The following is a 25,336-nucleotide window of genomic DNA, read 5'->3' on the forward strand; positions in this document are numbered from 1 at the left end:
TGTCCGCGAAGAGGCCCGTACAATCGCCGAAAATGCAGTGTTCGCCGCCCGAGCCCTCCTTCCCGCACTCGTCGGCAATTAAGGCCCTACATCAAGCCCTTCTCCACCATCGACAGCGGCTCGCCGTCGCCGATGATCACGTGGTCCAGCACCTGCACGTCGACGAGCAGCAGCGCCTCCTTGAGGCGCTTGGTCAGGTCGATGTCCGAGCGGCTGGGCGTGGTGATGCCCGAAGGATGGTTGTGGCAGAGAATCAGGCTGGCGGCATTGTGCGCCATGGCGCGTTTTACCACCTGGCGCGGGTGCACATAGGCGGCATTGATCGTCCCGTGAAACAGTATTTCGAAGGTTATGGCCCGGTGCTTGGAGTCCAGAAAAAGGCAGCCGAACACCTCGTGGGGTTCGTGCCGAAGCAGCGCCTTGAGGTAGCTGCGCACCTGAGCCGGATTTTCCATCGCTGAATCCCTGCGCAAGGACTCGGCCATGTGCCGACGGGCCATTTCCATTACCGCTTGTAACTGAGCAAACTTTGCAGGCCCCAGACCCAACTGAGAGGTAAACGCAGACAGGTCTGCGTCCAGTAATGGCCTGAGCCCGCCGAATTGATTCAGAAGATGACGCGCGAGGTCGACAGCGCTTTTTCCGGCCACCCCGGTACGTAAAAAAATAGCCAGCAACTCGGCGTCGGAAAGCCCCTTTGCCCCCAGCTCCAACAAGCGTTCCCGCGGGCGTTCTGCCGCGGGCCAACTGCGAATACTCATAGCACCTCCATGTGATTGGGCACCGCTGTCCCGCTGCGGTCGCTGTGCTATCTTAGCCCATCTTTTTTGCGCGACGATCTGGCCTGGGGAGGCGTCAAGTCGCGTAATTCACTCGATCAAAAAGGCAGGTCTATGCAGCGGCTGTATCGAAAACGCATCGTTCTGGGCGTCGGCGGCGGCATCGCGGCCTACAAGAGCGCCGAACTGGTCCGTCGTTTGCGCGATCAGGGCGCGGAAGTGCGTGTGGTGATGACCAAAGGCGGCGCGGAGTTCATCACGCCGCTGGCCATGCAGGCGCTGTCCGGGCATCCGGTGCATCTGGACCTTCTCGACCCGGCCGCCGAAGCTGCGATGGGGCATATCGAACTTGCCAAATGGGCCGATCTGATCCTGATCGCTCCGGCCACCGCTGACCTGATCGCACGCCTTGCTCAAGGTGTCGCCAATGACCTGCTGACCACCATTGTGCTGGCCACCGACGCGACCGTCGCCATCGCCCCGGCGATGAATCAGGCGATGTGGCGCGATGCGTCCGTGCAGGCCAATACCCGTCTGCTCGAAGAGCGCGACTTCCGGGTGTTCGGCCCGGCCTCCGGCAGTCAGGCCTGTGGCGATGTCGGCTTCGGGCGCATGCTGGAAGCCAACGATCTGGCCCAGTGCGCCGCTGATTGCTTCCAGCGTCATAGCCTGACCGGCAAGCATGTCCTGATCACCGCAGGCCCGACTCAGGAAAACATCGACCCGGTGCGCTACATCACTAACCACAGCTCCGGCAAAATGGGATTTGCCCTGGCCGAGGCAGCGGTCGAAGCCGGTGCCCGCGTCACGCTGATCACCGGGCCGGTCAACCTGCCGACGCCGGATCGCGTCTCACGCATCGACGTAGTCAGCGCTCGCGACATGTTGGCGGCCTGTGAGGCGGCGATCCCGTGCGACCTGTTCATCGCATCGGCAGCGGTGGCCGACTACCGTCCGGAAGTTGTCGCCCCGCACAAATTGAAGAAAGATCCTGCAAGCGGTGATGGCTTGCTGCTGCAGATGGTCCGTAACCCGGATATTCTGGCCACCATCGCCACCCGCCCCGATCGCCCGTTCAGCGTCGGTTTCGCTGCCGAGACCGAACACCTGCTCGACTATGCCGCACGCAAGCTCAAGGACAAGAACCTCGACCTGATCGTCGCCAATGATGTGGCCAACCCCAGCATCGGCTTCAATAGCGAAGAGAACGCTTGCAGCGTGATCGACCGGGCGTTGCACGCAACGCTTTTTGCCCAGACCAGCAAGGCCAAGATTGCTCGCCAGCTGATCACTTTTATCGCCGACCGCATGACTCAGGTTTAATTACGAATGCACGCTCTACAAGCCAAGATCCTCGACCCCCGCATTGGCAACGAATTTCCGCTCCCGGCCTACGCCACTGTCGGGTCAGCCGGCCTCGACCTGCGCGCCATGCTCAAGGAAGATACCGTTCTCGAACCGGGTCAGACCCTGCTGATCCCTACCGGCCTGTCGATCTACATCGGCGATCCGGGCCTTGCCGCCCTGATCCTGCCGCGCTCCGGCCTGGGTCACAAACACGGTATCGTGCTGGGCAACCTGGTTGGCCTGATCGACTCGGATTATCAGGGCGAATTGATGGTGTCCTGCTGGAACCGTGGCCAGACCGCCTTCAAGATTGCCGTCGGCGAACGAATGGCCCAGTTGGTGCTGGTGCCGGTGGTGCAGGCGCACTTCGAACTGGTTGAGGCCTTCGACGAAAGCCAGCGCGGCGCAGGCGGCTTCGGTCATTCCGGAAGTCATTGATCGTCAATTGATCCTTTCGGGGTCAGCCTCAGGGAGAGGTCGGTGAAAGGCAGTCAGCATAGCGCTTCGAAACAAGCCACACCGGCCGAGCACTCACCTCCGGCCGCGACCCTTCATGCTCTGGCTCCGGGCCTTGTGCCTGCGGCTATCGGCCTGATCATCGCAGCGGCCATAGTCTGGGTCGCGCTGATGACCGGCCCGCAGCAGCAGAGCCAGCTTGCGCACGCCTGGGGCGGCAGTCAGGCGGCCGCAGTCAGTGTGGCGCTGCGGCAGATCAACGCCGACACCCAGGCTGCCGCCGCTGGCGCAGCACTGGTTCAGGCGTTGCAGGAAAACACTGCGACGGCATTGGCGGCTGCACAGGCGGGGCTTACTCAATGGGGCGGTCTGGCGGGTGCTCGGCTGTTCCCCAAGGGGCTGGCCGACGTCGATCAGCAAGGTGCGCTGCCGGTCAGTTTTGCGACGCTGGATATGCTGAACAAGGCCGCGCAAGGCGAAATCGTTGCCCCCGAGGCCCGCAAGGTCGGCGAGCGCTGGTTGATCTACAGTGTCTCGCCGGTGCGTGCGGGCGCAACTCAGCCGGTCTTGGGCACGTTGTTGCTGGCATTCGACATGCAGCGCCTGCTCGGTGCCGTGCCTGCGCTTCCCGCCGAAGCCGGGCAGATTATCCTCAGTCAGCAGTTTGGCAATGCGCCTGCTCAGGTCTTTCTGCAGCGCGGCCAGGCCGGCGATAGCGAGCGGCAGAGCTTCGATACAGGCTATGCCGGCTGGAAACTCGAATTTACGTCCGGTCCGGCACTGGAAAATTCACCGCCCGTCCTGCTCCTGTTGCTGGCGTTTCTCATCGCTGCAGCGGGCGTATTGCATGGTCTTCATCTCCATGAGCGGGCCTTGCAGCGGCGAATTTGTGCCGACGCGCGACAGCTGGATCAGCTGCTTCAAGAACTCTCGCGCGGAAAAGCCGTCAAACCCTTCGGTTTGAGCCTGCCAGCACTCAGTGGTCTGGCTCAGGCCCTTGCTCGTGTTTCGCTACGTATCCAGCCGCAGGCAGTTGCCGTCTTGGCTGTGGGCGAACGGCACGGCGCAGATATTACCGAAAGCAGTGCTTCGCCTGCAGTCGCTGCATCGCGCACCGACTGGACCGATCCGCTGTTCCAAGATACCGATATTCTAGATATCGACCTTCTCGACGAAAACCAGGACTTCCTGAGATCGGAGCATCCCCTCGTTATGAATAGCCCAGCTTCCGTGGCACCCCAACTTCCCGAGACTATTTTTCGCGCTTACGACATCCGTGGTGTCGTAGGGGATACGCTCAATGCCGAAACGGCCTATTGGATCGGTCGTGCGATCGGCTCCGAAAGCCTGGCGCAGAACGAGCCTAACGTCAGCGTTGGCCGCGATGGCCGCCTGTCCGGCCCGGAATTGGTACAGCAACTGATTCAAGGTCTGCACGACAGTGGTTGCCATGTCAGCGACGTCGGTCTGGTGCCGACGCCTGCCCTGTATTACGCCGCCAACGTGCTGGCGGGCAAGACCGGCGTGATGCTGACCGGCAGCCACAACCCGAAAGACTACAACGGTTTCAAGATCGTCATCGCCGGCGATACCCTCGCCAACGAACAGATCCAGGCGCTGCACGAGCGCATCAAGACCAATAACCTGACTTCGCAGAAAGGCAGCATCACCAAAGTCGATATCCTTGATCGCTACTTCAAGCAGATCAAGGACGACATCGTCATGGCGCGCAAGCTCAAGGTCGTGGTCGATTGCGGCAACGGCGCAGCAGGTGTGATTGCCCCGCAGCTGATCGAAGCGCTGGGTTGCGAAGTGATTTCCCTGTTCGCAGAAGTAGACGGCAACTTCCCGAACCACCATCCGGACCCGGGCAAGCTGGAAAACCTGCAAGACCTGATTGCCAAGGTCAAGGAAACCGGGGCTGATCTGGGCCTGGCGTTCGACGGTGACGGCGACCGCGTCGGTGTCGTGACCAACGCTGGTAATGTGGTTTATCCGGACCGCTTGTTGATGCTGTTCGCACTGGATGTACTCAAGCGCAATCCTGGCGCCGACATCATTTTTGACGTCAAATGCACCCGTCGCCTGTCGCCGCTGATCAGCGAGCACGGCGGTCGCCCGGTGATGTGGAAAACCGGTCACTCGCTGATCAAGAAAGAAATGAAGAAAAGCGGTGCGCTGCTGGCCGGTGAAATGAGCGGCCACATTTTCTTCAAGGAGCGCTGGTTCGGTTTTGACGACGGCATCTACAGCGCCGCGCGCCTGCTGGAGATCCTCAGCCAGGAGTCAGCGAACGCCGAAGACCTGTTCGAAACCTTCCCGAACGATATTTCGACTCCGGAAATCAACATCAAGGTGACGGATGTCACCAAGTTCAGCATCATCGAAGCCCTTGAGAAAGATGCACAGTGGGGCGACGCCAAGCTGACCACCATCGACGGTGTTCGTGTGGACTATCCGAAGGGCTGGGGTCTGGTTCGCGCCTCCAACACAACACCGGTCCTGGTGTTGCGTTTCGAAGCTGAAACCGAAGCCGAACTGCAGCGTATCAAGGATGTATTCCACGCCGAGCTGAAGAAAGTTGCCCCGGATCTCGACCTGCCATTTTGATTGCTTTTCCTTTTGACTGGAGCCCTGAATGACCCTCGAACGTGATGCCGCCTCTAATGTAGCCAAGGTCCTTTCCGAAGCGTTGCCGTACATTCGCCGTTTTGTCGGCAAGACGCTGGTGATCAAGTACGGCGGCAACGCCATGGAGAGCGAAGAGCTGAAAACCGGCTTTGCGCGCGACATCGTGTTGATGAAAGCGGTTGGCATCAACCCGGTGGTGGTGCATGGCGGCGGGCCGCAGATCGGTGATCTGCTCAAGCGTCTGTCCATCGAGAGTCATTTCATCGATGGCATGCGGGTCACTGACGCGCAGACCATGGATGTGGTGGAGATGGTGCTGGGCGGCCAGGTCAACAAGGACATCGTCAACCTGATCAACCGCCATGGCGGCAGCGCTATCGGTCTGACCGGCAAAGACGCTGAGCTGATTCGTGCGAGAAAGCTCACCGTCACGCGCCAGACGCCGGAGATGACCAAGCCTGAAATCATCGACATCGGTCAGGTGGGCGAAGTGGTTGGCGTCAATACCGGCCTGTTGAATATGCTGGTCAAGGGCGATTTCATACCGGTCATCGCACCTATTGGCGTGGGCCCGGAGGGCGAGTCCTACAACATCAACGCCGATCTGGTGGCGGGCAAGGTTGCCGAGGCCCTCAAGGCCGAGAAGCTGATCCTGCTGACCAACATCGCCGGATTGATGAACAAGCAGGGCGAAGTATTGACCGGTCTGACCACCGAGCAGGTCGATGGCCTGATCGCCGACGGCACCATCTACGGCGGCATGCTGCCCAAGATTCGTTGCGCGCTGGAAGCGGTTCAGGGCGGGGTCAACAGCTCGCACATCATCGACGGTCGAGTGCCCAATGCGGTCTTGCTGGAGATCTTCACCGACAGCGGTGTCGGCACCCAGATCACCAATCGCAAGCGGCATTGATTCAGGCAGCACCCAAAGCCCCGTGAGCTGACGCTGACGGGGCTTTTTTGCGGGTGATTGCTGGCTGGCTTCAGTCCGCCGCGCGACGCAGATTTGTGACGCGGAGCGTCACCCAAGGCATTCCTATCTCAACTATCGTGCGACGCTCCGCGTCGGCATGCCGTTCCGGACGCTCCGCGTCCGGTCTTGAAGGCGTAACCTACTGCGTCAGCCGCTGCACGCGCGCGCGATCTTCGGCAAAACCGGCTTCGGCTTTTACTCGCGCAGCCTGATACCCGGCGATATCGGTTTGCAGCTTCTGCTGTTGATCACGCAGGTCGGTCAGTTGATCGACGAGCGTTTGCGGAACCGGGCGCCCTGCGCGCTCCAGGTCGGCGGCCTGGCCTTGCAGGTTGCGCTGTTGCGCAGCAAGCCCCTGAATGTTGCCTTGGGCAACGCCGACCAGCGCATCCAGTTCGGCGAGCTTGCGGGCTTTGACGCGGTCTACCTCCCCTACGCTGCTGTACAGGCTTAACAGCTGTGCATCGGCGGCGGCCTGGCGCTTGTCGGCTTCGGCCTGGCGAATCTCCTCGGCAGTCGGTGCGGGCGGCACCACCTGTATCACCCGGCCACGGCCATTGAGCACTTCATACCCTTTGGCGATGTAGTCAGGTGGTACGCCTTGCGTATCGATCACTGTCACACCGCGACCGTCGACATAGCGGTAAAGGCGAGCCTCGGGCGCGTCGGCGGCCTGGGCGGCCAAGGATGCAAGCATGCCCAGAGAAAGCCAGAGCCCTGCAACGCTCAGCGCACCGCAAACCCAACCCTGCCTTGTGCCGACGACTGCCATAGGTCTGCCTCAGATCCCGTATTGCGCGCGATAAGCCTCGACAGCAGGCAGATGCTGCTTGAGCTGCGGATCGTCAGCGAGGAACTCGAGCACTTGATTCAGTGACACGATGCTCACCACCGGAATGCCGAAGTCGCGCTCGACCTCTTGGATTGCCGACAGCTCGCCGTTACCACGCTCCTGACGATTGAGGGCGATCAGCACGCCAGCCGCCGTCGCGTTCTGATCCTTGATGATCTGCATGACTTCGCGGATTGCGGTACCGGCAGTGATGACATCGTCGATGATCAGCACATTGCCCGCCAGCGGAGAGCCGACCAGGCTGCCACCCTCGCCGTGCGCCTTGGCTTCCTTGCGGTTGAAACACCACGGCAGGTCACGGTCATGATGTTCGGCCAGCGCCACGGCGGTCGCGGACGCCAGCGGAATGCCTTTATAGGCCGGGCCGAACAGCACGTCGAAGGCAATACCGCTCTCGACGACTGCCGCCGCATAGAAACGCCCCAGCTGCGCCAGCGCCGAACCGGTATTGAACAACCCGGCATTGAAGAAGTACGGGCTGGTGCGACCGGACTTGAGGGTGAACTCACCGAAGCGCAGAACACCGCGATCGATGGCAAAACGGATGAAATCGCGTTGATACGCTTGCATGAAAAAAGCCCCGAATACCACGGATTTAGCTAATTGGTTTGAGCTCGGGTATCATACACGCACGTGATTTTTGGGGCCATTTATGCGGATCATCAGTGTGAACGTAAATGGCATTCAGGCGGCAGTCGAGCGCGGTTTGCTCAGTTGGCTGCAAGCTCAGAATGCCGACGTCATCTGCTTACAGGACACCCGCGCCTCCACCTTTGAACTGGATGATCCAGCCTTTCAGCTGGATGGCTACTTCCTTTATGCCTGCGAAGCCGAGGTTCCCGCTCAGGGTGGCGTTGCGCTTTATTCGCGGTTGCAGCCAAAGGCGGTGATCAGCGGACTGGGCTTCGAGACAGCCGACCGGTACGGGCGTTACCTGCAAGCGGATTTCGACAAGGTCAGTATTGCCACCCTGCTCTTTCCATCAGGGATGAACGGCGATGAGGACCTGAATCAGAAATTCAAGCTCATGGACGATTTCGGCAAATACATGGACAAGCAGCGCCGCAAGCGTCGCGAGTACATCTATTGCGGGTCGCTCTACGTGGCGCAGCAGAAGCTCGACATCAAGAGCTGGCGTGACAGCCAGCAGTCTCCTGGTTTCCTGGCGCCCGAGCGTGCCTGGATGGACGAGATTGTCGGCACCATGGGCTACGTCGATGCCCTGCGCGAAGTCAGTCGCGAAGGCGATCAGTACAGCTGGTGGCCGGATAACGAGCAGGCCGAGATGCTGAATCTGGGCTGGCGCTTCGATTGTCAGATCCTGACACCGGGTCTGCGCCGCTTTGTGCGCAGTGCTCGCCTGCCACGTCAGCCACGTTTCTCGCAGCATGCGCCGCTGATCGTGGACTACGATTGGACCCTGACTATCTGATACTCAGGCTGACAGTTCAGCTGGCAGCGCACACAAAAAAGCCGACTCAATCAGACTGTGTGAAAACCTAGCAATCTGCGCAGCGCTCAAAGAAAATGCTCCGTATCGAAAGATACAGAGCATTTTTCGTTATGGCCTACATCCAAGGTGAGTCCCGCAGCCAGACCAGCCTATTCCCGGTCTCGCTGGAAGAGTTGATCCCCGAGGATCACCTCGTTCGTGTCATTGACCTGTACGTTGCCAGGCTCGATCTGGTGCAACTGGGCTTCGATAAAGCGATTCCAAAAAGCACGGGGCGCCCTGCTTATGATCCCGCCGATCAGCTAAAACTCTACCTCTACGGCTATTTTCAGCGGATTCGCTCATCGCGACGTCTTGAAGCCGAGTGTCAGCGCAACATCGAAGTGATGTGGCTGATCAACCGGCTCAAGCCCGACTTCAAGACCATCGCCGATTTTCGCAAGAACAATAAACCCGCCTTCATCGCGACCTGCCGTGCTTTCGTTCGGTTTTGTCGCACGGCAGGCTTGATCGCCGGTGAGTTGGTGGCCATCGACGGCAGCAAGTTTCAGGCGGTCGCATCCTCACGGCGTCATGTGAATTTGAAGCAGCTCAAGCGCCAGGAAGAAAAACTGGATAAGCGCATCGCTCAGTATCTGGCCGAGCTGGATGAGGCCGACAAGGCTGAAACCACAGATTCAATTGATCGCAGCGCAATCAAGGTAGCCCTGGCACAGCTTGAGGCTCGACAACAGGATAATCAGAGTTGCCAGGCACTGATGCGTTCGATGGGCATCGAGCAGTTCAACACCCATGAAAGCGATGCCCGAATGATGCGCACGGCCAAAGGGCCACGTGTGGCCTACAACGTGCAAACCGTCGTGGACGCCGAGCATTGCCTGATTTTGCATCATGAGGTCACCCAAGATGGCGATGACCGAAAGCAACTGGAGCCGATGGCCAAGGCCGCCAAAGCAGAGTTACAGCAAGATGATCTGACGGTCACTGCCGATGCCGGCTACTCCAATGGCAAGCAGTTTCAGGCCTGCGAGGATGCTTCGATTACGGCCTATGTACCGCCCAATCGTTCGAAAAACCCTGGCAGTCAGGAAGAGCAGCTCTTTGAGCGAAAAGACTTTATCTATGAGACCGGACACGATCGTTTCCAGTGTCCGGCAGGCAAATGGTTAACGCTAAAACAGCACAACAAAGGTGATCGGATCTATCAGGCTGAGGTCGATGACTGCGCCAACTGCGCGCTGAAAACGCAATGCACTCGAGCCCGGCGCCGTTATGTCTCACGACATGCCCATGAAGAGGCTTTCGAGCGGATGGAGCAAAGAATGCAGGCGCATCCTGAGATGATGGCCAACCGAAGATCCATCGTTGAGCACCCCTTCGGCAACCTCAAGCAATGGCTATTTGGTAATGGCCGTTTCTTGCTGCGACAACTGGAGGGTACAAAAGCTGAAATGGCCTTGGCGGTGAATGCCTATAACCTGAAACGAGCGATTAAAGTGCTCGGTGTGCGCCATCTGATGGCTTTGATGGGCTGAGCGGACATTTTTTTCGTCTGCGCCAATACAAAAAAAACGCCCCGAACAAGTCGGGGCGTTTGCTTGGGCCTTCATCAGTGTGTTTTCACACAGTCTGCAATGTCGGCTTTTTGTGTTGCTTGTGAACGCTATTTGATCAGGCGCCAGGTAAACGGATAGCGATAATCCACGCCGTCGTTGGCTTTCACTCCGGCGATGATCGCCAGCACTGCCGCGCCAATGCCTACCAGCGTCAACAACGCAAAGCCGATCACCAGCAGGATCAGCAGCATGCTGATGGTCGCCGCAATGGCTACCGTGATCTGAAAATTGAGCGCTTCCTTGCCCTGCGCATCGATAAACGGGTCGGAGTCTTTCTTCAGCTGCCAGATAATCAGCGGCCCCAGCAGGTTGCCGAACGGGAACACCAGCCCGGCAAATGCTGACAAGTGACAGAACATCGCCCACTGACGAGCGCTTTGCGGCGGTTTGCTCAACGGTTGCAAGCTGTCACTCATTTTCAGACTCCCAAAAGTATCAGTCGGCCAATGCGGCACGCTGCAGTTCGAACAATTCGGTCATGCCTTTCTGGGCCAGTGCCAGCATCGCATTCAGCTCTTCGGGCTGGAACGGCGCGCCTTCGGCAGTGCCCTGTACTTCGATGAAACCGCCGGCACTGGTCATCACCACGTTCAGGTCAGTTTCGGCGGCGGAGTCTTCAAGGTAGTCCAGGTCGAGCACTGGTTCACCTTGATACATGCCGACGGAAACCGCCGCAATCATCTGCTTGAGCGGGTCGCCGCCTTTCAGGCCGCCACGCTTCTTGATCACCTTCAGCGCGTCAGCCAGTGCAACCATCGCGCCGGTAATGGACGCGGTGCGAGTGCCGCCGTCAGCCTGAATGACATCGCAATCGACATACAGGGTGACGTCGCCCAATTTGGACATGTCGAGTGCAGCGCGCAGCGAACGACCGATCAGGCGCTGGATCTCGAGGGTGCGGCCGCCCTGCTTGCCACGGCTGGCTTCACGCTGGTTACGCTCGCCGGTAGCACGCGGCAACATGCCGTACTCGGCGGTCAACCAGCCCTGGCCCTGGCCCTTGAGGAAGCGTGGTACGCCGTTTTCGACGCTGACGGTGCAGATCACCTTGGTATCACCAAACTCGACCAGTACAGAACCCTCGGCGTGTTTGGTGTAGTTGCGAGTGATGCGGATCGAGCGGAGCTGATCGGCGGCGCGACCACTTGGACGTTTCATCTGGGATACCTGTACTGAGACGGAAAACTGTCGGTCATTATAGAGGCCACAGCTGCCGCTGGGCATCTCTAAAACTCGCCGTGGCCAAACCTGTGTGATTCGCAGGCTCTGAAAAACGGCGCGAAACGCCTGTGCATAACGATTTGCAGCGCTTTGTATCTCTTGTCACGTTGCCGGATTGGGAGCGGGCGTCGCACTGCGCTACAATCCTGCGCCTCTGCAGCCAGTCGGCTTTCACGACACCCACGACCGCCGACCTGGCGCGTTCATGGACTGAATCAAGAGGTACTTCGCATGGTGCACAGTATGACCGCCTTCGCCCGGGTAGAGCGGGCCGGCGCCCAAGGCACGCTGAGCTGGGAGTTGCGCTCGGTCAACCACCGCTACCTCGAGCCGCACCTGCGCCTGCCGGAATCATTTCGTGATCTGGAAGGCGCGATCCGTGAAGCGCTGCGCCAAGGGCTGTCGCGTGGCAAGGTCGAATGCACCCTGCGCTTTGTCGAAGAAACCGCCGGCAAGCCGCTGCAAGTCAACCGCGAGCGTGCCGCTCAACTGATCGCGGCGGCAGAATCGGTTGCCGGCCTGATCAATCAGCCGGCAGCGCTGAACCCGCTTGAAGTGCTGGCGTGGCCCGGTGTACTGGTGCCCGACGCCAATGATCCGCAGGCGCTGAACGCCGACGCGCTGATGCTTTTCAATGAGGGACTGGCGGAATTGAAGGCCGGGCGTGGTCGCGAAGGTACCGACCTGGCCCGGCTTCTCGACGAACGGTTGACGGTCATTGTCCAGGAAGTTGCCACCTTGCGTACGCTGGTCCCGCACATGCTGGCCGCCCAGCGTCAGAAGGTGCTGGATCGCTTTGCCGACATGAAGGCCGAGCTGGATCCGCAGCGTCTGGAGCAGGAAATGGTTTTGCTGGCGCAGAAGAGCGATGTCGCCGAAGAGCTGGACCGCCTCAGCACGCACGTTACCGAAGTGCGCCGCGTGCTCAAGGCTGGCGGTCAGGCGGGTCGCCGTCTCGACTTCCTGATGCAGGAGCTTAACCGCGAAGCGAACACACTGGGCTCCAAGGCCTTTGATCCACGCAGCACGCAAGCTGCCGTCAACCTTAAAGTGTTGATCGAGCAGATGCGTGAGCAAGTGCAGAATATTGAGTAAGGCTAAACCTGACATGACCCATATCACTGGCACCCTGTACATCATTTCCGCCCCGTCCGGCGCGGGCAAGACCAGTCTGGTCAAGGCGTTGATGGACGCTCAGCAAGAGCCCCAGCACGGCGCGCAGGCAAAGATCCGCGTTTCGGTCTCGCACACCACACGCGCCATGCGCCCCGGCGAAGTAGACGGCGTGAACTACAACTTCGTCGATCGTGCCGAGTTCCTGCGCATGATCGAACATGGTGATTTTCTCGAGCAGGCCGAAGTGTTCGGCAATCTGTATGGCACCTCGCAAAGCCATTTGCAGCAGACGCTGGATGAAGGCCACGACCTGATTCTGGAAATCGACTGGCAAGGCGCGCGTCAGGTTCGGGCGCAAATGCCGCAGGCACGGTCCATCTTCATTCTGCCGCCGACCCAGCAGGCCTTGCGTCAGCGTCTGACCAACCGGGGTCAGGACAGCGACGAGATCATCGAAGCGCGTATGCGTGAAGCGGTCAGTGAAATGAGCCATTACAACGAATACGAGTACATTGTGGTCAACGACGATTTCGCTGGCGCGCTGGAAGACCTCAAGGCCATTTTCCGCGCCAATCGCCTGACCCAGCAGCATCAGCAGGAACAGTACAGCGAGCTTTTTCAGGAGCTGCTGGCCTGATCGAGCGGTTTTCAGGCATCGGCTTACAGCTTAAAACCTTACCGTTTGTGGCTTGCCGCTTGATGCCTGACCTTGTCCGCTTGTAAACTACCGAGTCCGCTCGCCCATCCGGGCATCGCGCATCCGCATTTGCTACGAGGAATACCCATGGCCCGCGTAACCGTTGAAGACTGCCTAGAACACGTGGATAACCGCTTTGAGCTGGTCATGCTCTCCACAAAGCGTGCCCGTCAACTGGCAACCGGTGGCAAAGAGCCAAAGCTGGCGTGGGAAAATGACAAGCCTACCGTTATGGCACTGCGCGAAATCGCTGCTGGCGTGATGGATTATTCTGTAATTGCAGAAGCCGAAATCGTTGAAGATGAGCCATTGTTCGCAGCGTTCGAGGACGAGTCCAACGAGGCCGTCTAAGCCTATGCCGGGTCGACGCGGTACGGCGCAGGGTAAAAGCCATTGGCAGGGGGTAGCGCCTTGCCGAGCATAGACGCCCTCGCCGACAGACTGTCGGCCTACCTCGGCAAAGACCAGGTCAATCTGGTCCGCCGAGCGTATTTCTATGCCGAACAAGCCCACGACGGCCAGCGCCGTCGCAGCGGCGAAGCCTATGTCACCCACCCGCTCGCGGTGGCCAATATTCTTGCTGACATGCACATGGACCATCAGAGCCTGATGGCTGCGATGCTGCATGACGTCATCGAAGACACCGGTATTGCCAAGGAAGCGCTCAGTGCGCAATTTGGTGAAACCGTCGCGGAACTGGTTGACGGGGTCAGCAAACTGACCCAGATGAATTTCGAGACCAAAGCCGAAGCTCAGGCGGAAAACTTCCAGAAGATGGCCATGGCCATGGCGCGCGATATTCGCGTGATTCTGGTCAAGCTCGCCGACCGGCTGCACAACATGCGCACGCTGGAGGTTCTGTCCGGCGAGAAGCGTCGCCGCATCGCCAAGGAAACCCTCGAAATCTACGCGCCCATCGCCAACCGGCTGGGCATGCACAACGTGCGTATCGAATTCGAAGACCTTGGCTTCAAGGCCATGTACCCGATGCGCTCCTCGCGAATCAACCAGGCGGTCAAGCGCGCCAGGGGCAATCGCAAGGAGCTGGTCAACAAGATCGAAGAGTCCCTGAGCCATTGCCTGGCAGTCGACGGTATCGAAGGCGATGTCAGCGGGCGGCAGAAACATCTTTACGGTATTTACAAAAAGATGCGCGGCAAGCGCCGGGCCTTCAACGAGATCATGGACGTTTACGCGTTCCGTATCATCGTCGACAAGGTCGATACCTGCTATCGCGTGCTGGGTGCTGTACACAATTTGTACAAGCCATTGCCCGGCCGCTTCAAGGATTACATCGCGATTCCAAAGGCCAACGGCTACCAGTCGCTGCACACCACGCTGTTCGGTATGCACGGCGTACCTATCGAAATCCAGATTCGCACCCGTGAAATGGAAGAAATGGCCAATAACGGGATTGCCGCGCACTGGCTGTACAAGTCCAGCGACGACGAGCAGCCCAAGGGTACTCATGCTCGCGCTCGGCAGTGGGTCAAGGGCGTGCTGGAGATGCAGCAGCGCGCGGGCAACTCGCTGGAATTCATCGAAAGCGTCAAGATCGACCTGTTTCCGGACGAGGTCTACGTGTTCACGCCGAAAGGCCGGATCATGGAGCTGCCCAAAGGCTCCACCGCCGTAGACTTCGCCTACGCGGTACATACCGATGTCGGCAACAGCTGCATTGCCTGCCGGATCAACCGTCGACTGGCCCCGCTGTCCGAACCGCTGCAAAGCGGCTCCACGGTCGAGATTGTCAGCGCTCCCGGCGCACGTCCGAACCCTGCATGGCTGAACTTTGTCGTCACCGGCAAGGCCCGTACGCACATTCGTCACGCGCTCAAGCTGCAACGCCGCTCCGAGTCGATCAACCTTGGCGAGCGCCTGCTGAACAAGGTGCTCAACGGTTTCGAATGCAGCCTGGACAAGGTGTCCGAGGAGCGTATCCAGTTGGTGCTGACCGAATACCGGGTCGAAGTGCTGGAAGACCTGCTTGAAGACATCGGCCTGGGCAATCGCATGGCCTATGTCGTCGCCCGTCGTTTGTTGGGCGAGGGCGATCAGTTGCCAAGTCCGGAGGGTCCGCTGGCCATTCGCGGCACCGAAGGCCTGGTACTCAGTTACGCCAAATGCTGCACGCCGATACCGGGCGACCCGATTGTCGGTCACCTGTCTGCTGGCAAAGGCATGGTCGTGCACCTGGATAACTGCCGCAACATCAGCGAAATTCGTCACAACCCGGAAAAATGCATCCAGCTCTCGTGGGCCAAGGACGTTACCGGCGAATTCAACGTCGAATTGCGTGTCGAACTGGAGCATCAGCGCGGCCTGATCGCCTTGCTGGCCAGCAGTGTCAACGCGGCCGATGGCAATATCGAAAAAATCAGCATGGACGAGCGCGATGGTCGCATCAGCGTGGTTCAACTGGTGGTCAGCGTGCACGACCGTGTGCACCTGGCCCGCGTGATCAGGAAATTGCGCGCCCTTGCCGGGGTCACTCGTATTACCCGGATGCGCGCGTAACCAATTCAATAATAAGGAGTTTTCATGACCAAGACTGTCATCACCAGCGAAAAAGCCCCAGTGGCCATTGGCCCTTACTCTCAGGCGATCAGAGCTGGCAACACCGTCTACATGTCCGGACAGATTCCGCTGGACCCAGCCACCATGGAGCTGGTTGAAGGCATTGAAGCGCAGATCATTCAGGTTTTTGACAACCTGAAGTCGGTTGCCGAGGCCGCGGGTGGTTCTTTCAAGGACATCGTCAAGCTGAACATCTTTCTGACTGACCTGTCTCACTTTGCCAAGGTCAACGAAATCATGGGCACTTATTTCTCGCAGCCTTACCCGGCTCGCGCCGCTATCGGCGTTGCTGCATTGCCGCGTGGTGCCCAGGTCGAAATGGACGCGATTCTCGTCATCGAATAACTCCCCCGACGGAGCGTGCCTTGCGCTCCGTTTTCCCTGAAGGAAGGAATCCGTTATGCGCTCTGCGCTCGTCATCTCGCTGCTCGCCGTTATTCTGGGCGGCTGCGCCAGCCACGCCGACCGCAATCCGGACGGCACCTGGATCAACCAGACCGCCATCGATGCTGCCGTCAAGCAAGGCAACCTGCGTCAGGCACTGCTCGCCAATGGCCCCAACCTTGAGTGGAAGGTCAACACCAAGGCTAATCAGGCCATTTATTCCAATGGTTTCGAGCTGGGCGAAGGCAAAATCGTCAGTGCTGCCGAAGGCAAGCTGCACATCGATTTCTACGGTAACTTCTTCGAAGACCTGAGCGTGAAGGGCGACGAACTGGTTCAGGCCGCCAGCGAGTCAGGTCCGGAACAGCACTTCCAGAAGCCTGAGAAGCCGGCACCCGAAGGCGCGCAGCCAGGCAGCAGCTTCGAGCAAGCCTTGTACGGCGCCTACATGGGCGGCAAGTGGACGATCGTCGAAGGTGACGGCCAAGGCAGCACCGTGCAATTCATGCCCGATGGCAGTGTGCAGGGGCTTCCGGAAAATGATCGTTTCGCGCTCTGCCTGGCCGGTGATTGTGCGGCCATGAGTGGCGAATACGACAGTATGTGGCTGGAAAAGGCCGAGAAAGGCAATCCGTGGATCTTCGCCCGCAAAGGCAAACAACTGGAAATTTTCCAGGCAGTGAACAATGCCGGCGCGGACCAGATGCCTGAATTGCGTCCTGGCCCACGTCGCTGGTTGCTGGAGCAGCAGTAATCGCTTGATGAATCAGGAGTGCCGTTTCAGGCGCTCCTGATACGCGTTCTTTTTAGCCCAGCAAGGCCGCATAGCCAGCGCGGTAATCCGGGTACATCGGTGCCCATCCCAGCGCTCGGGCCCTCGCATTGCTACAGCGTTTGCTGCCGACGCGCTGCACGCTGACGTCTTCCGACCATTCGGTCACGCCCAGGTATTCACGTATCCACGCCACCACATCGGCCAGCGCGGCAGGATCGTCGTCGACGCCCAGATAGCAGCTTTCCAGTGCCACGCCGCGGTGGTCCGCTTGCAGCAGATGCGCCAGCAGGCTGGCTGCATCATCGGCATGAATACGATTGGCATAGACCGGCGGATCGATCCTCACGCTGTGCCCCTGACGCACTCGATTCGACAAGTCGCTGCGGCCAGGACCGTAGATGCCCGTCAGTCTCGCGGCGGTAGCAGGCAGCCCGCTGTTCAGCGCCAGCTGCTCGGCTTCCAGCATGACTGTGCCGGTGTAGCTGCCAGGCTCGGTGGTCGAGTTCTCATCGACCCATTCGCCATTCTGCTGACCATAGACGCCGCTGCTGGAGACGAAGATCACCCGTTTTGGCCGCTGCCCGGACTGCTCCAGCCAGCCCAGAACATTTCTCAGCCCTTCGACATAGGCCATACGATAGCCCGCTTCGTCACGCTGGGAAGGCGTGGCGCAATACACCACATAGTCGAGCGGCGCAGTCGGCCATTGCTCAGGCTTTTCAGCCCTGAACAGATCGCCTTCGACACCGATCACCCCGTCCGGGAGCTCTGAAACCGTACGTCGCAGCCCATGCACAGCCCAGCCATCCGACATCAGCCGGATGGCGAGCCGAGAGCCGATATCGCCGCAACCGGCGATCAGAAGGGAGGGCGCAGTCATTCGAAATCTCCAAGATGAAGGTGGCATCAGCACCTTAAAACGCTTCGTAAAAGCACGATCATTGACGTGAATATGTAAAAAAGCTACCACATTGCTTTTGTTAACAAGAACGATTTGCAATAATGGCAGCCCATTTGTTCCCTGTGAACGTCGAAAGCACCACGCGACGTCTGGAACCATCCCCTATTTCTCTCTCAGGTCCGGCCAGCATGACACGCGATCAATCAATCGCTTCGCCAACCAAGCTACCTCGCTTGCCTCGCGCATGGCGCGGTATCGCGGCCCTAGTCTTGGGCCTGATGCTCGCGCCGATGGCACTTGCGGATCAAGCAGCACCAACGTCTGCACCTGTCACTGCTCCGGCAGCGACTGCGCCAGTTGCAACCGATGTCGCTGCACCTGACGCGGCGCCTGCGCAGGCGCTCGAGCCGGTAGCCGAGGACAACAGCCTGGGCATGGCGCATGACCTGTCGCCATGGGGCATGTACCAGAACGCCGACGTGGTCGTCAAAGCCGTCATGATCGGCCTCGCCATCGCTTCGGTCATCACGTGGACCATCTGGATCTCCAAGGGCTTCGAGCTGCTGGGGGCCAAGCGCCGTTTGCGTGGCGAGATCGTCAATCTGAAGAAAGCCCGCTCCCTCAACGAAGCCAGCGCCAGCGCCAGCAAGGAAGGCACGCTGGCCCACCTGCTGGTGCACGACGCCCTTGAAGAGATGCGTCTCTCGGCAAACAGTCGTGAGCGTGAAGGCATCAAGGAGCGGGTCAGCTTCCGTCTCGAGCGTCTAGTGGCGGCTTGCGGCCGTAACATGAGCATGGGCACCGGCGTGTTGGCGACCATCGGTTCGACTGCGCCCTTCGTCGGCCTGTTCGGTACGGTGTGGGGCATCATGAACAGCTTCATCGGCATCGCCAAAACCCAGACCACCAACCTCGCTGTGGTTGCGCCAGGTATCGCCGAAGCCTTGCTGGCAACCGCACTCGGTCTGGTGGCCGCGATTCCGGCGGTAGTGATCTACAACGTCTTCGCCCGCTCCATCGCCGGTTACAAGGCTCAGGTTTCTGACGCTTCAGCGCATGTTCTGTTGTTGGTCAGTCGTGATCTGGATCACCTGCCAGAGCCGACCGAGCGCAATCAACAACAACCGCACATGGTCAAGGTGGGCTAATACGTGGGCCTGCATCTTAACGAAGGCGGCGACGATCTCGCCGAGAACCACGAAATCAATGTGACGCCGTTCATCGACGTCATGTTGGTGCTGTTGATCATTTTCATGGTGGCTGCGCCGCTGGCAACCGTTGATATAAAGGTCGACCTGCCAGCCTCCACGGCGAAACCGCAGCCCAGGCCTGAAAAGCCGGTTTTCCTCAGCGTCAAGACTGACAAGAGCCTGTATCTGGGCGACGAGAAGGTTGCGCGCGAGCAGATCGGTCAGATCCTGGATGCCCGCACCAAGGGCAAGAAGGACACCACGATCTTCTTCCAGGCCGACAAGGGCGTGGATTACGGTGATCTGATGGAAGTCATGAACACGCTTCGGGGTGCGGGTTACCTGAAGGTCGGTCTGGTGGGTCTTGAGACGGCTGGTAAGAAATGATCAGTACGCGCCAAAAACTGACGCGCTATAGCGGTAGTCTGTTGTTGGTGCTGGCCGTGCACGCGATTGCGATCATTGTTGCCCTTCGGTGGCCCGCCTCTCAGGCGATCGAGTTGCCACCGGCTGCCATGATGGTCGAGCTTGCGCCGTTGCCAGAGCCTGCACCGCCGCCACCTCCTCAGGTCGTTCAGCCACCACAGCCGCCTGCACCGGAAGAGCAGGCGCCGATGCCGGAAGTCGTTGAGGCGCCAAAGCCGGAAATCGTGGTGCCCAAAAAGGTCGAAAAGCCCAAACCCAAGCCTCAGCCGCCAAAGCCGCAGAAAAAGCCTGAGCCGCCTCAGGAAAAGCCTGCTGCTGAGAAGCCGGTCGATACACCGCCGACGACGGCCAAGCCAGAGAAGTCGACTGCACCGACGCCGCCAGCTCCTGCGCCTTCGCCACCCAGTAATGCATTGCCAAACTGGCAGGGCGATTTGTTGAGCCATCTCGGCAAGTACAAGAAATACCCTGAGGATGCGCGCCGTCGCGGCATGCAAGGTGTGGCCCGCCTGCGCTTCGTGGTCGACGCTGATGGCAACGTGCTGTCTTACTCGATTGCCAATACGTCAGGCAGCCCGGCGCTGGATCGGGCAACCATGGAAATGATTCGTCGCGCTCAGCCGCTGCCCAAGCCGCCCAAGGAAATTCTCAACAACGGCACCATAGAAATCCTCGCGCCGTTCGTTTATTCGCTGGATAAACGCTGAATCGCACTTTTGTTACGCATCAGTGCTTCTGATAACGTGCGTCTATCGATTGCACCCGCTATGCTGGGGCCGCAACTTCATGGACGCACGTTATGACCCTTACAGAATTGCGCTACATCGTTACGCTCGCCCAAGAGCAACACTTTGGCCACGCTGCCGAGCGCTGCCACGTCAGCCAGCCAACGTTGTCGGTGGGTGTCAAGAAACTCGAAGACGAACTCGGTGTGCTGATTTTCGAGCGCAGCAAAAGCGCTGTGCGCCTGACACCGGTAGGCGAAGGGATCGTGGCCCAGGCCCAGAAGGTGCTGGAGCAGGCTCAGGGCATTCGCGAACTGGCCCAGGCTGGCAAGAATCAGCTGACCGCGCCGCTGAAAGTCGGCGCGATCTACACCGTCGGTCCTTATCTGTTTCCGCACTTGATCCCGCAACTGCACCGGGTCGCCCCGCAGATGCCGTTGTACATCGAAGAAAACTTCACTCACGTATTGCGCGACAAGCTGCGTAATGGCGAGCTGGACGCAGTGATCATTGCCTTGCCGTTCCACGAAGCGGACGTACTGACTCTGCCGCTTTACGATGAGCCGTTTTCCGTGCTTATGCCGGCTGGTCACCCGTGGACTCAGAAAGAGACCATCGACGCTGCTGCGCTGAACGACAAAAGCCTGCTGTTGCTGGGCGAAGGCCACTGCTTCCGTGATCAGGTTCTGGAAGCCTGCCCGACGCTGGGCAAAGGCAACGAAGGTGCGAAGCACACGACGGTCGAGTCCAGCTCGCTGGAAACCATTCGCCACATGGTCGCTTCGGGATTGGGCATTTCGATCCTGCCGCTGTCGGCAGTCGACAGTCATCACTATGCTCCCGGCGTGATCGAAGTCCGCCCGCTGACGCCGCCAGTGCCGTTCCGTACGGTCGCCATCGCTTGGCGTGCAAGCTTTCCGCGGCCGAAAGCCATCGAGATCCTCGCTGACTCCGCACGCCTGTGCTCAGTGGCTCGTCCGAAAACAGAAGCGAGCTAGGCAGAAAAACAATGAGCGAGCTTTCCAAAGTCTCGGTCACTGCGCTCAAAGGCGTCGGTGAGGCGATGGCAGAAAAGCTGGCCAGGGTCGGTCTGGAAAACCTGCAGGACGTGCTGTTCCATCTGCCGTTGCGTTATCAGGACCGGACCCGCATCGTGCCTATCGGCGCGTTGCGTCCCGGTCAGGATGCAGTGATCGAAGGCGTCGTCAGTGGCGCCGATGTGGTCATGGGCAAGCGTCGCAGCCTGCTGGTTCGTCTGGGCGACGGCACCGGCGTGGTCAGTTTGCGTTTCTATCACTTCAGCAATGCCCAGAAAGAAAGCATGAAGCGCGGCACGCACCTGCGTTGCTTCGGCGAAGCTCGTCCCGGTGCGTCCGGTCTGGAAATCTATCACCCGGAATACCGGGCGATTACCGGCGATGAGCCTGCGCCTGTCGAGCAGACGCTTACGCCGATCTATCCCACCACCGAAGGCCTGACTCAACAGCGTCTGCGCCAGCTGTGCCAGCAGAGTCTGGCAATGCTCGGCCCTAAAAGCCTGCCGGACTGGCTGCCTGAAGAGCTGGCCCGCGATTATCAATTGGCACCGCTGGATGATGCGATCCGCTACCTGCATCATCCGCCCGCCGATGCTGACGTCGATGAGTTGGCCCTTGGGCATCACTGGGCCCAGCACCGGCTGGCGTTCGAAGAGCTGCTGACTCATCAGCTTTCCCAGCAACGCTTGCGTGAAAGCCTGCGCTCGCAGCGTGCCCCGGCACTGCCGGTGGCGAAGAAACTGCCGAAGCAATTTCTCGCCAACCTCGGTTTTGCGCCGACCGGTGCTCAGCAACGGGTCGGCAAGGAAGTGGCTTACGACCTCAGCCAGCCAGAGCCGATGCTGCGCCTGATTCAGGGCGACGTGGGCTCGGGCAAGACGGTGGTCGCTGCGCTGGCCGCCTTGCAGGCGCTGGAAGCGGGTTATCAGGTGGCGCTGATGGCGCCTACCGAAATTCTGGCCGAGCAGCACTACATCAATTTTCAACGCTGGCTTGAACCGTTGGGCGTCGGTGTAGCCTGGCTGGCGGGCAAGCTCAAGGGCAAAGCGCGGGTTGCGTCACTGGAGCAGATTGCCAGCGGTACACCGATGGTGGTCGGCACACACGCGTTGTTTCAGGATGAAGTGCAGTTCAAGAACCTGGCCCTGGTGATCATCGACGAGCAGCACCGTTTCGGGGTTCAGCAGCGTCTGGCGCTGCGTAAAAAAGGTGTCGGCGGCTTGATGTGCCCGCACCAGTTGATCATGACCGCCACGCCGATTCCGCGCACGCTGGCCATGAGCGCCTACGCCGATCTGGATACCTCGATCCTCGACGAACTGCCGCCCGGCCGGACGCCGGTCAATACCGTGCTGGTCGCCGACAGCCGTCGTCTGGAAGTCGTCGAGCGCGTGCGTGCCGCCTGTGCCGAGGGTCGTCAGGCGTACTGGGTCTGTACTCTGATTGAGGAGTCCGAGGAACTGACCTGTAAAGCCGCCGAAACAACGTATGAAGAACTCAGCAGTGCGCTGGGTGAAGTGCGCGTCGGGCTGATCCACGGACGCATGAAGCCCGCTGAAAAAGCCGCAATCATGGCCGAATTCAAACAGGGTGCGCTGCAATTGCTGGTGGCGACTACCGTGATCGAAGTTGGCGTCGACGTGCCGAATTCCAGCCTGATGATCATCGAAAACCCCGAACGCCTCGGCTTGGCCCAACTGCACCAGTTGCGTGGCCGGGTAGGGCGCGGCAGTGCGGTCAGTCATTGCGTACTGCTTTATCACCCGCCGCTTTCCCAGATCGGACGCCAGCGGTTGGGCATCATGCGCGAGACCAACGACGGTTTTGTCATTGCCGAGAAAGATCTGGAATTGCGCGGACCTGGTGAAATGCTGGGCACACGGCAAACGGGCCTGCTGCAATTCAAGGTTGCTGACCTGATGCGCGACGCCGATCTGCTGCCGGCGGTACGCGATGCGGCACAGGCTCTGCTTGAGCGTTGGCCGCAACACGTCAGCCCACTATTGGATCGATGGCTGCGTCATGGCCAGCAGTACGGCCAGGTGTGATGCAGGCTACGCTTTGAAAACCGCGTGCGACCCAAAATGAATAACGTGGTTATACTTCAAACAATGTAGGAATTTGGACAAAGACCATGACAGAAGTTGCCCACGTCAATGATTCGCACCACGCGCCGCCTGTTATCCGGCAGTTGCTGGAAAAGTTGGCGATCAGCTATCACGAAGTCCTGGACGACAAAAACCTGCCTCCTGCCCGCAAGGTTCAGGCCGTACTGGTCGAAGACGCCGTCGGTGCCTTGCTGATTCTGTTTCCGCAAAGCCAACTGCTCGACCTCAGCCGGATCACCGAACTGACCGGCCGCCAACTGACCGCCGTGCCGCATGAGCGGCTGACGCGCATGCTGACCAAGCACCACCTGCAAGCGTTGCCGGGGCTCCCGGCATTGACTAGCTCGCCGTGCCTGTATGACGAACGCTTGTTGCAGGAGCCATTGCTGCTGGTCGGCTCGGGTGAGCCGGATTTGTGGCTGGAAATCAGCAGTGACGATTTCAAGTCCATGCTGAGCAAGGCCAGCGCCGCGCATTTCGGCCAGTCCGTGGCGGCGATTCATCCCAACCTGGATCGTCCCTATGATGATCCGGCAGAAATCACCCAGGCCATGCACGCTTTCACGGCACGCCGTATCCAGCAGCGTCTGGAAGCGACGCTGGAAATTCCGCCGCTGGCAGGCACCGCACAGAAAATCATCAAGCTGCGGGTCGACCCGGACGCAACCATCGATGACATCACCGGCGTGGTCGAAACCGACCCAGCGCTGGCGGCGCAGGTTGTCAGCTGGGCAGCATCGCCTTACTACGCGTCGACCGGCAAGATTCGTTCGGTCGAAGACGCGATCGTGCGCGTGCTGGGCTTCGACCTGGTGATCAATCTGGCACTCGGCCTGGCACTGGGCAAAACCTTGAGCCTGCCCAAGGATCAACCGCAACAGACCACGCCTTACTGGCAGCAGTCGATCTACACCGCAGCAGTGATCGAAGGCCTGACCCGTGCCATCCCGCGTGCCAAGCGCCCGGAAGGCGGCTTGACCTATCTTGCCGGCCTGCTGCACAACTTCGGCTATCTGCTGCTGGCGCACGTGTTTCCGCCGCACTTTTCGTTGATCTGCCGCCAGCTTGAGGTCAATCCGCACCTGCATCACAGCTACATCGAGCATCACCTGCTGGGCATCAGCCGCGAGCAGATCGGCGCCTGGCTGATGCGCTACTGGGACATGCCGGACGAGCTCGCCACTGCACTGCGCTTCCAGCATGACCCCGACTATGCAGGTGAACATCACGCTTACGCCAACCTGGTCTTCCTCGCCGTGCGCCTTCTACGCGCCAACGGTGTAGGTTCCGGGCCTCAGCAAGAGATTCCTGACGAACTCTTCGAGCGTCTGGGCCTGACCCGTGAAAAGGCCAATGAGTCGGTCAGAAAAGTGCTGGAAGCCGAGGTCCTGCTGCGCGAACTGGCTTCGCAGTTTGGTCAGTGATCGACCGCTCAGCGCTTTGAAACAGGGGCGAAAAGGGTAGTGATATGCCTTGCTCGCCCGGTCTGTGTTTCAAGTAACGGATCTTCATCGCACTAGCCTCTTCGTGAGCCATGTGGATCGCCGCCCCGGTCACTCCCACCCGTGATGTTGCGATGTGCTGCGTTGTACAGGGCCAGTTCACCCAGGCTCACCCTCATCCCCCGGTAAATCCTCATCCAGATGCAGCCATGGCAGCCGGTTTTCTATCCAGATATGGCGAGACGGCGCTGCCTGTTCGGGGTGGTCGAGCGTTGCGATGGTGACGTCTATCTCGTCCGGGCTGTTGCGGGTGAACAGCGCCATGTGGGCCCCGCAGTTGCCGCAGAAATAACGGACGCAGGTCGAGGCGGAATCGTAGGTGGACGGGCTGCCTGTCAACCAGCGAAAGGAATTCAGCGGCACGCTGATCCAGGTCATGACGGTTGCGCCCGATGTCCTTCGGCAGATGGAGCAGTGGCAGTGCGCGATGTCCCGCAACGGGGCGTCGAACTGATAGCGAAGGCTGCCGCAATGGCAACCTCCTGCATGGCTCTGGCTCATCGGCATGCCTCCTGGTTATGGGCTATAACCCTTGTGACAATAAAAATTTCATAACCACCGATTGAAAG

General features: G+C 59.6%; 25 protein-coding genes. 18 read left to right on the forward strand and 7 right to left on the reverse strand.

Annotation, left to right across the window (positions count from 1 at the left end; all coding sequences use genetic code 11):
* Positions 1 to 86 precede the first annotated feature (86 nt).
* Positions 87 to 761: a RadC family protein gene (gene radC, locus BLT55_RS20450; RefSeq protein WP_054999163.1), complete on the reverse strand. Its 675-nt coding sequence runs from the start codon at positions 759 to 761 to the stop codon at positions 87 to 89.
* A 132-nt stretch (positions 762 to 893) separates the two neighbouring features.
* On the opposite strand from radC, the gene coaBC reads away from it, so the two are divergent.
* Genes coaBC through argB form a run of 4 tightly spaced genes read left to right on the forward strand, consistent with a single transcriptional unit; the run spans position 894 to position 6,126 of the window.
* On the forward strand, positions 894 to 2,102 hold the full coding sequence (gene coaBC, locus BLT55_RS20455; protein WP_054999162.1) for a bifunctional phosphopantothenoylcysteine decarboxylase/phosphopantothenate--cysteine ligase CoaBC: 1,209 nt from the start codon (positions 894 to 896) through the stop codon (positions 2,100 to 2,102).
* Between the two features lie 6 nt (positions 2,103 to 2,108).
* Positions 2,109 to 2,564 carry a dUTP diphosphatase gene (gene dut, locus BLT55_RS20460; protein WP_054999161.1) on the forward strand — a complete coding sequence of 152 codons (456 nt, stop codon included), beginning with the start codon at positions 2,109 to 2,111 and terminating at the stop codon, positions 2,562 to 2,564.
* 42 nt (positions 2,565 to 2,606) lie between these two features.
* The gene (locus BLT55_RS34565; RefSeq protein ID WP_054999160.1) at positions 2,607 to 5,192 is read left to right on the forward strand and encodes a phosphomannomutase/phosphoglucomutase; all 2,586 of its coding nucleotides are present in this window, start codon (positions 2,607 to 2,609) and stop codon (positions 5,190 to 5,192) included.
* A gap of 28 nt (positions 5,193 to 5,220) precedes the next feature.
* On the forward strand, positions 5,221 to 6,126 hold the full coding sequence (argB, locus tag BLT55_RS20470; protein WP_007248300.1) for an acetylglutamate kinase: 906 nt from the start codon (positions 5,221 to 5,223) through the stop codon (positions 6,124 to 6,126).
* A 199-nt stretch (positions 6,127 to 6,325) separates the two neighbouring features.
* On the opposite strand, the gene BLT55_RS20475 is transcribed toward argB, so the two are convergent.
* Together BLT55_RS20475 and pyrE are read right to left on the reverse strand one after the other, a co-directional pair.
* Positions 6,326 to 6,958 (reverse strand): hypothetical protein, encoded by a 633-nt coding sequence (locus tag BLT55_RS20475; RefSeq protein ID WP_055000706.1) that lies wholly within the window; start codon positions 6,956 to 6,958, stop codon positions 6,326 to 6,328.
* Positions 6,959 to 6,967: 9 nt separating this feature from the next.
* Positions 6,968 to 7,609, reverse strand: coding sequence for an orotate phosphoribosyltransferase (gene pyrE, locus BLT55_RS20480; RefSeq protein ID WP_005744851.1), 642 nt, complete (start codon positions 7,607 to 7,609; stop codon positions 6,968 to 6,970).
* 82 nt (positions 7,610 to 7,691) lie between these two features.
* Here pyrE and BLT55_RS20485 point away from each other — a divergent pair, with 82 nt between their 5' ends.
* Positions 7,692 to 8,471 (forward strand): exodeoxyribonuclease III, encoded by a 780-nt coding sequence (locus BLT55_RS20485; RefSeq protein ID WP_055000705.1) that lies wholly within the window; start codon positions 7,692 to 7,694, stop codon positions 8,469 to 8,471.
* A gap of 131 nt (positions 8,472 to 8,602) precedes the next feature.
* Complete coding sequence (locus BLT55_RS20490) at positions 8,603 to 10,027, forward strand: IS1182-like element ISPsy6 family transposase (protein WP_055001182.1); 1,425 nt, start codon at positions 8,603 to 8,605, stop codon at positions 10,025 to 10,027.
* A 128-nt stretch (positions 10,028 to 10,155) separates the two neighbouring features.
* Here the strand turns inward: BLT55_RS20490 and BLT55_RS20495 are convergent, their stop codons facing one another.
* Together BLT55_RS20495 and rph are read right to left on the reverse strand one after the other, a co-directional pair.
* Positions 10,156 to 10,524, reverse strand: a complete 369-nt coding sequence (locus BLT55_RS20495) for a DUF4870 domain-containing protein (protein ID WP_007248297.1) — start codon at positions 10,522 to 10,524, stop codon at positions 10,156 to 10,158.
* A 19-nt stretch (positions 10,525 to 10,543) separates the two neighbouring features.
* Complete coding sequence (gene rph / locus BLT55_RS20500; RefSeq protein ID WP_003313989.1) at positions 10,544 to 11,266, reverse strand: ribonuclease PH; 723 nt, start codon at positions 11,264 to 11,266, stop codon at positions 10,544 to 10,546.
* 294 nt (positions 11,267 to 11,560) lie between these two features.
* Between rph and BLT55_RS20505 the strand changes: the two genes are divergently transcribed.
* From BLT55_RS20505 to BLT55_RS20530, 6 genes are all read left to right on the forward strand, one after another.
* The gene (locus BLT55_RS20505) at positions 11,561 to 12,424 is read left to right on the forward strand and encodes a YicC/YloC family endoribonuclease (protein ID WP_054999539.1); all 864 of its coding nucleotides are present in this window, start codon (positions 11,561 to 11,563) and stop codon (positions 12,422 to 12,424) included.
* A 13-nt stretch (positions 12,425 to 12,437) separates the two neighbouring features.
* Complete coding sequence (gene gmk, locus BLT55_RS20510) at positions 12,438 to 13,082, forward strand: guanylate kinase (protein WP_007248295.1); 645 nt, start codon at positions 12,438 to 12,440, stop codon at positions 13,080 to 13,082.
* Between the two features lie 147 nt (positions 13,083 to 13,229).
* Positions 13,230 to 13,493: a DNA-directed RNA polymerase subunit omega gene (gene rpoZ / locus BLT55_RS20515; protein ID WP_003320174.1), complete on the forward strand. Its 264-nt coding sequence runs from the start codon at positions 13,230 to 13,232 to the stop codon at positions 13,491 to 13,493.
* Positions 13,494 to 13,553: 60 nt separating this feature from the next.
* Positions 13,554 to 15,659, forward strand: coding sequence for a bifunctional GTP diphosphokinase/guanosine-3',5'-bis pyrophosphate 3'-pyrophosphohydrolase (gene spoT / locus BLT55_RS20520; RefSeq protein ID WP_007248294.1), 2,106 nt, complete (start codon positions 13,554 to 13,556; stop codon positions 15,657 to 15,659).
* 24 nt (positions 15,660 to 15,683) lie between these two features.
* Entirely contained in the window at positions 15,684 to 16,064 is a 381-nt protein-coding gene (locus BLT55_RS20525; RefSeq protein ID WP_054999538.1) for a RidA family protein, read from the forward strand.
* Positions 16,065 to 16,119: 55 nt separating this feature from the next.
* The gene (locus BLT55_RS20530) at positions 16,120 to 16,857 is read left to right on the forward strand and encodes a hypothetical protein (RefSeq protein ID WP_054999537.1); all 738 of its coding nucleotides are present in this window, start codon (positions 16,120 to 16,122) and stop codon (positions 16,855 to 16,857) included.
* A gap of 52 nt (positions 16,858 to 16,909) precedes the next feature.
* Here BLT55_RS20530 and BLT55_RS20535 read toward each other — a convergent pair whose 3' ends face one another.
* A complete protein-coding gene (locus BLT55_RS20535; protein ID WP_054999536.1) occupies positions 16,910 to 17,758 on the reverse strand; it encodes an SDR family oxidoreductase in 849 nt (282 codons plus the stop codon).
* Between the two features lie 209 nt (positions 17,759 to 17,967).
* Here BLT55_RS20535 and exbB point away from each other — a divergent pair, with 209 nt between their 5' ends.
* The 6 genes from exbB to BLT55_RS20565 all read left to right on the forward strand — a co-directional run bounded on the left by exbB (position 17,968) and on the right by BLT55_RS20565 (position 24,689).
* Positions 17,968 to 18,927 (forward strand): tonB-system energizer ExbB, encoded by a 960-nt coding sequence (exbB, locus tag BLT55_RS20540; RefSeq protein ID WP_054999535.1) that lies wholly within the window; start codon positions 17,968 to 17,970, stop codon positions 18,925 to 18,927.
* 3 nt (positions 18,928 to 18,930) lie between these two features.
* Positions 18,931 to 19,356, forward strand: a complete 426-nt coding sequence (exbD, locus tag BLT55_RS20545; protein WP_007248288.1) for a TonB system transport protein ExbD — start codon at positions 18,931 to 18,933, stop codon at positions 19,354 to 19,356.
* Positions 19,353 to 20,102: an energy transducer TonB gene (locus tag BLT55_RS20550; RefSeq protein WP_054999534.1), complete on the forward strand. Its 750-nt coding sequence runs from the start codon at positions 19,353 to 19,355 to the stop codon at positions 20,100 to 20,102. Before exbD ends, BLT55_RS20550 begins: the two co-directional genes overlap by 4 nt.
* A gap of 92 nt (positions 20,103 to 20,194) precedes the next feature.
* Entirely contained in the window at positions 20,195 to 21,118 is a 924-nt protein-coding gene (locus BLT55_RS20555; RefSeq protein WP_054999533.1) for a hydrogen peroxide-inducible genes activator, read from the forward strand.
* A gap of 11 nt (positions 21,119 to 21,129) precedes the next feature.
* Positions 21,130 to 23,205, forward strand: coding sequence for an ATP-dependent DNA helicase RecG (gene recG, locus BLT55_RS20560; protein WP_007248284.1), 2,076 nt, complete (start codon positions 21,130 to 21,132; stop codon positions 23,203 to 23,205).
* An 86-nt stretch (positions 23,206 to 23,291) separates the two neighbouring features.
* Positions 23,292 to 24,689: an aminoacyl-tRNA deacylase and HDOD domain-containing protein gene (locus tag BLT55_RS20565; protein ID WP_054999532.1), complete on the forward strand. Its 1,398-nt coding sequence runs from the start codon at positions 23,292 to 23,294 to the stop codon at positions 24,687 to 24,689.
* 177 nt (positions 24,690 to 24,866) lie between these two features.
* Here BLT55_RS20565 and BLT55_RS20570 read toward each other — a convergent pair whose 3' ends face one another.
* A complete protein-coding gene (locus BLT55_RS20570; protein WP_054999531.1) occupies positions 24,867 to 25,268 on the reverse strand; it encodes a GFA family protein in 402 nt (133 codons plus the stop codon).
* Positions 25,269 to 25,336 lie beyond the last annotated feature (68 nt).

Origin of the sequence: Pseudomonas cannabina (assembly GCF_900100365.1) — a bacterium.
GTDB lineage: Bacteria > Pseudomonadota > Gammaproteobacteria > Pseudomonadales > Pseudomonadaceae > Aquipseudomonas > Aquipseudomonas cannabina.

What these genes read in the sequence shown, in the direction of transcription:
- radC (WP_054999163.1), bottom strand. Translation starts at nt 761, where the DNA reads ATGAGTATTCGCAGTTGGCCCGCGGCAGAACGCCCGCGGGAACGCTTG.
- coaBC (WP_054999162.1), top strand. Translation starts at nt 894, where the DNA reads ATGCAGCGGCTGTATCGAAAACGCATCGTTCTGGGCGTCGGCGGCGGC.
- dut (WP_054999161.1), top strand. Translation starts at nt 2,109, where the DNA reads ATGCACGCTCTACAAGCCAAGATCCTCGACCCCCGCATTGGCAACGAA.
- argB (WP_007248300.1), top strand. Translation starts at nt 5,221, where the DNA reads ATGACCCTCGAACGTGATGCCGCCTCTAATGTAGCCAAGGTCCTTTCC.
- BLT55_RS20475 (WP_055000706.1), bottom strand. Translation starts at nt 6,958, where the DNA reads ATGGCAGTCGTCGGCACAAGGCAGGGTTGGGTTTGCGGTGCGCTGAGC.
- pyrE (WP_005744851.1), bottom strand. Translation starts at nt 7,609, where the DNA reads ATGCAAGCGTATCAACGCGATTTCATCCGTTTTGCCATCGATCGCGGT.
- BLT55_RS20485 (WP_055000705.1), top strand. Translation starts at nt 7,692, where the DNA reads ATGCGGATCATCAGTGTGAACGTAAATGGCATTCAGGCGGCAGTCGAG.
- BLT55_RS20490 (WP_055001182.1), top strand. Translation starts at nt 8,603, where the DNA reads ATGGCCTACATCCAAGGTGAGTCCCGCAGCCAGACCAGCCTATTCCCG.
- BLT55_RS20495 (WP_007248297.1), bottom strand. Translation starts at nt 10,524, where the DNA reads ATGAGTGACAGCTTGCAACCGTTGAGCAAACCGCCGCAAAGCGCTCGT.
- rph (WP_003313989.1), bottom strand. Translation starts at nt 11,266, where the DNA reads ATGAAACGTCCAAGTGGTCGCGCCGCCGATCAGCTCCGCTCGATCCGC.
- BLT55_RS20505 (WP_054999539.1), top strand. Translation starts at nt 11,561, where the DNA reads ATGGTGCACAGTATGACCGCCTTCGCCCGGGTAGAGCGGGCCGGCGCC.
- gmk (WP_007248295.1), top strand. Translation starts at nt 12,438, where the DNA reads ATGACCCATATCACTGGCACCCTGTACATCATTTCCGCCCCGTCCGGC.
- rpoZ (WP_003320174.1), top strand. Translation starts at nt 13,230, where the DNA reads ATGGCCCGCGTAACCGTTGAAGACTGCCTAGAACACGTGGATAACCGC.
- BLT55_RS20525 (WP_054999538.1), top strand. Translation starts at nt 15,684, where the DNA reads ATGACCAAGACTGTCATCACCAGCGAAAAAGCCCCAGTGGCCATTGGC.
- BLT55_RS20530 (WP_054999537.1), top strand. Translation starts at nt 16,120, where the DNA reads ATGCGCTCTGCGCTCGTCATCTCGCTGCTCGCCGTTATTCTGGGCGGC.
- BLT55_RS20535 (WP_054999536.1), bottom strand. Translation starts at nt 17,758, where the DNA reads ATGACTGCGCCCTCCCTTCTGATCGCCGGTTGCGGCGATATCGGCTCT.
- exbB (WP_054999535.1), top strand. Translation starts at nt 17,968, where the DNA reads ATGACACGCGATCAATCAATCGCTTCGCCAACCAAGCTACCTCGCTTG.
- BLT55_RS20550 (WP_054999534.1), top strand. Translation starts at nt 19,353, where the DNA reads ATGATCAGTACGCGCCAAAAACTGACGCGCTATAGCGGTAGTCTGTTG.
- BLT55_RS20555 (WP_054999533.1), top strand. Translation starts at nt 20,195, where the DNA reads ATGACCCTTACAGAATTGCGCTACATCGTTACGCTCGCCCAAGAGCAA.
- recG (WP_007248284.1), top strand. Translation starts at nt 21,130, where the DNA reads ATGAGCGAGCTTTCCAAAGTCTCGGTCACTGCGCTCAAAGGCGTCGGT.
- BLT55_RS20565 (WP_054999532.1), top strand. Translation starts at nt 23,292, where the DNA reads ATGACAGAAGTTGCCCACGTCAATGATTCGCACCACGCGCCGCCTGTT.
- BLT55_RS20570 (WP_054999531.1), bottom strand. Translation starts at nt 25,268, where the DNA reads ATGAGCCAGAGCCATGCAGGAGGTTGCCATTGCGGCAGCCTTCGCTAT.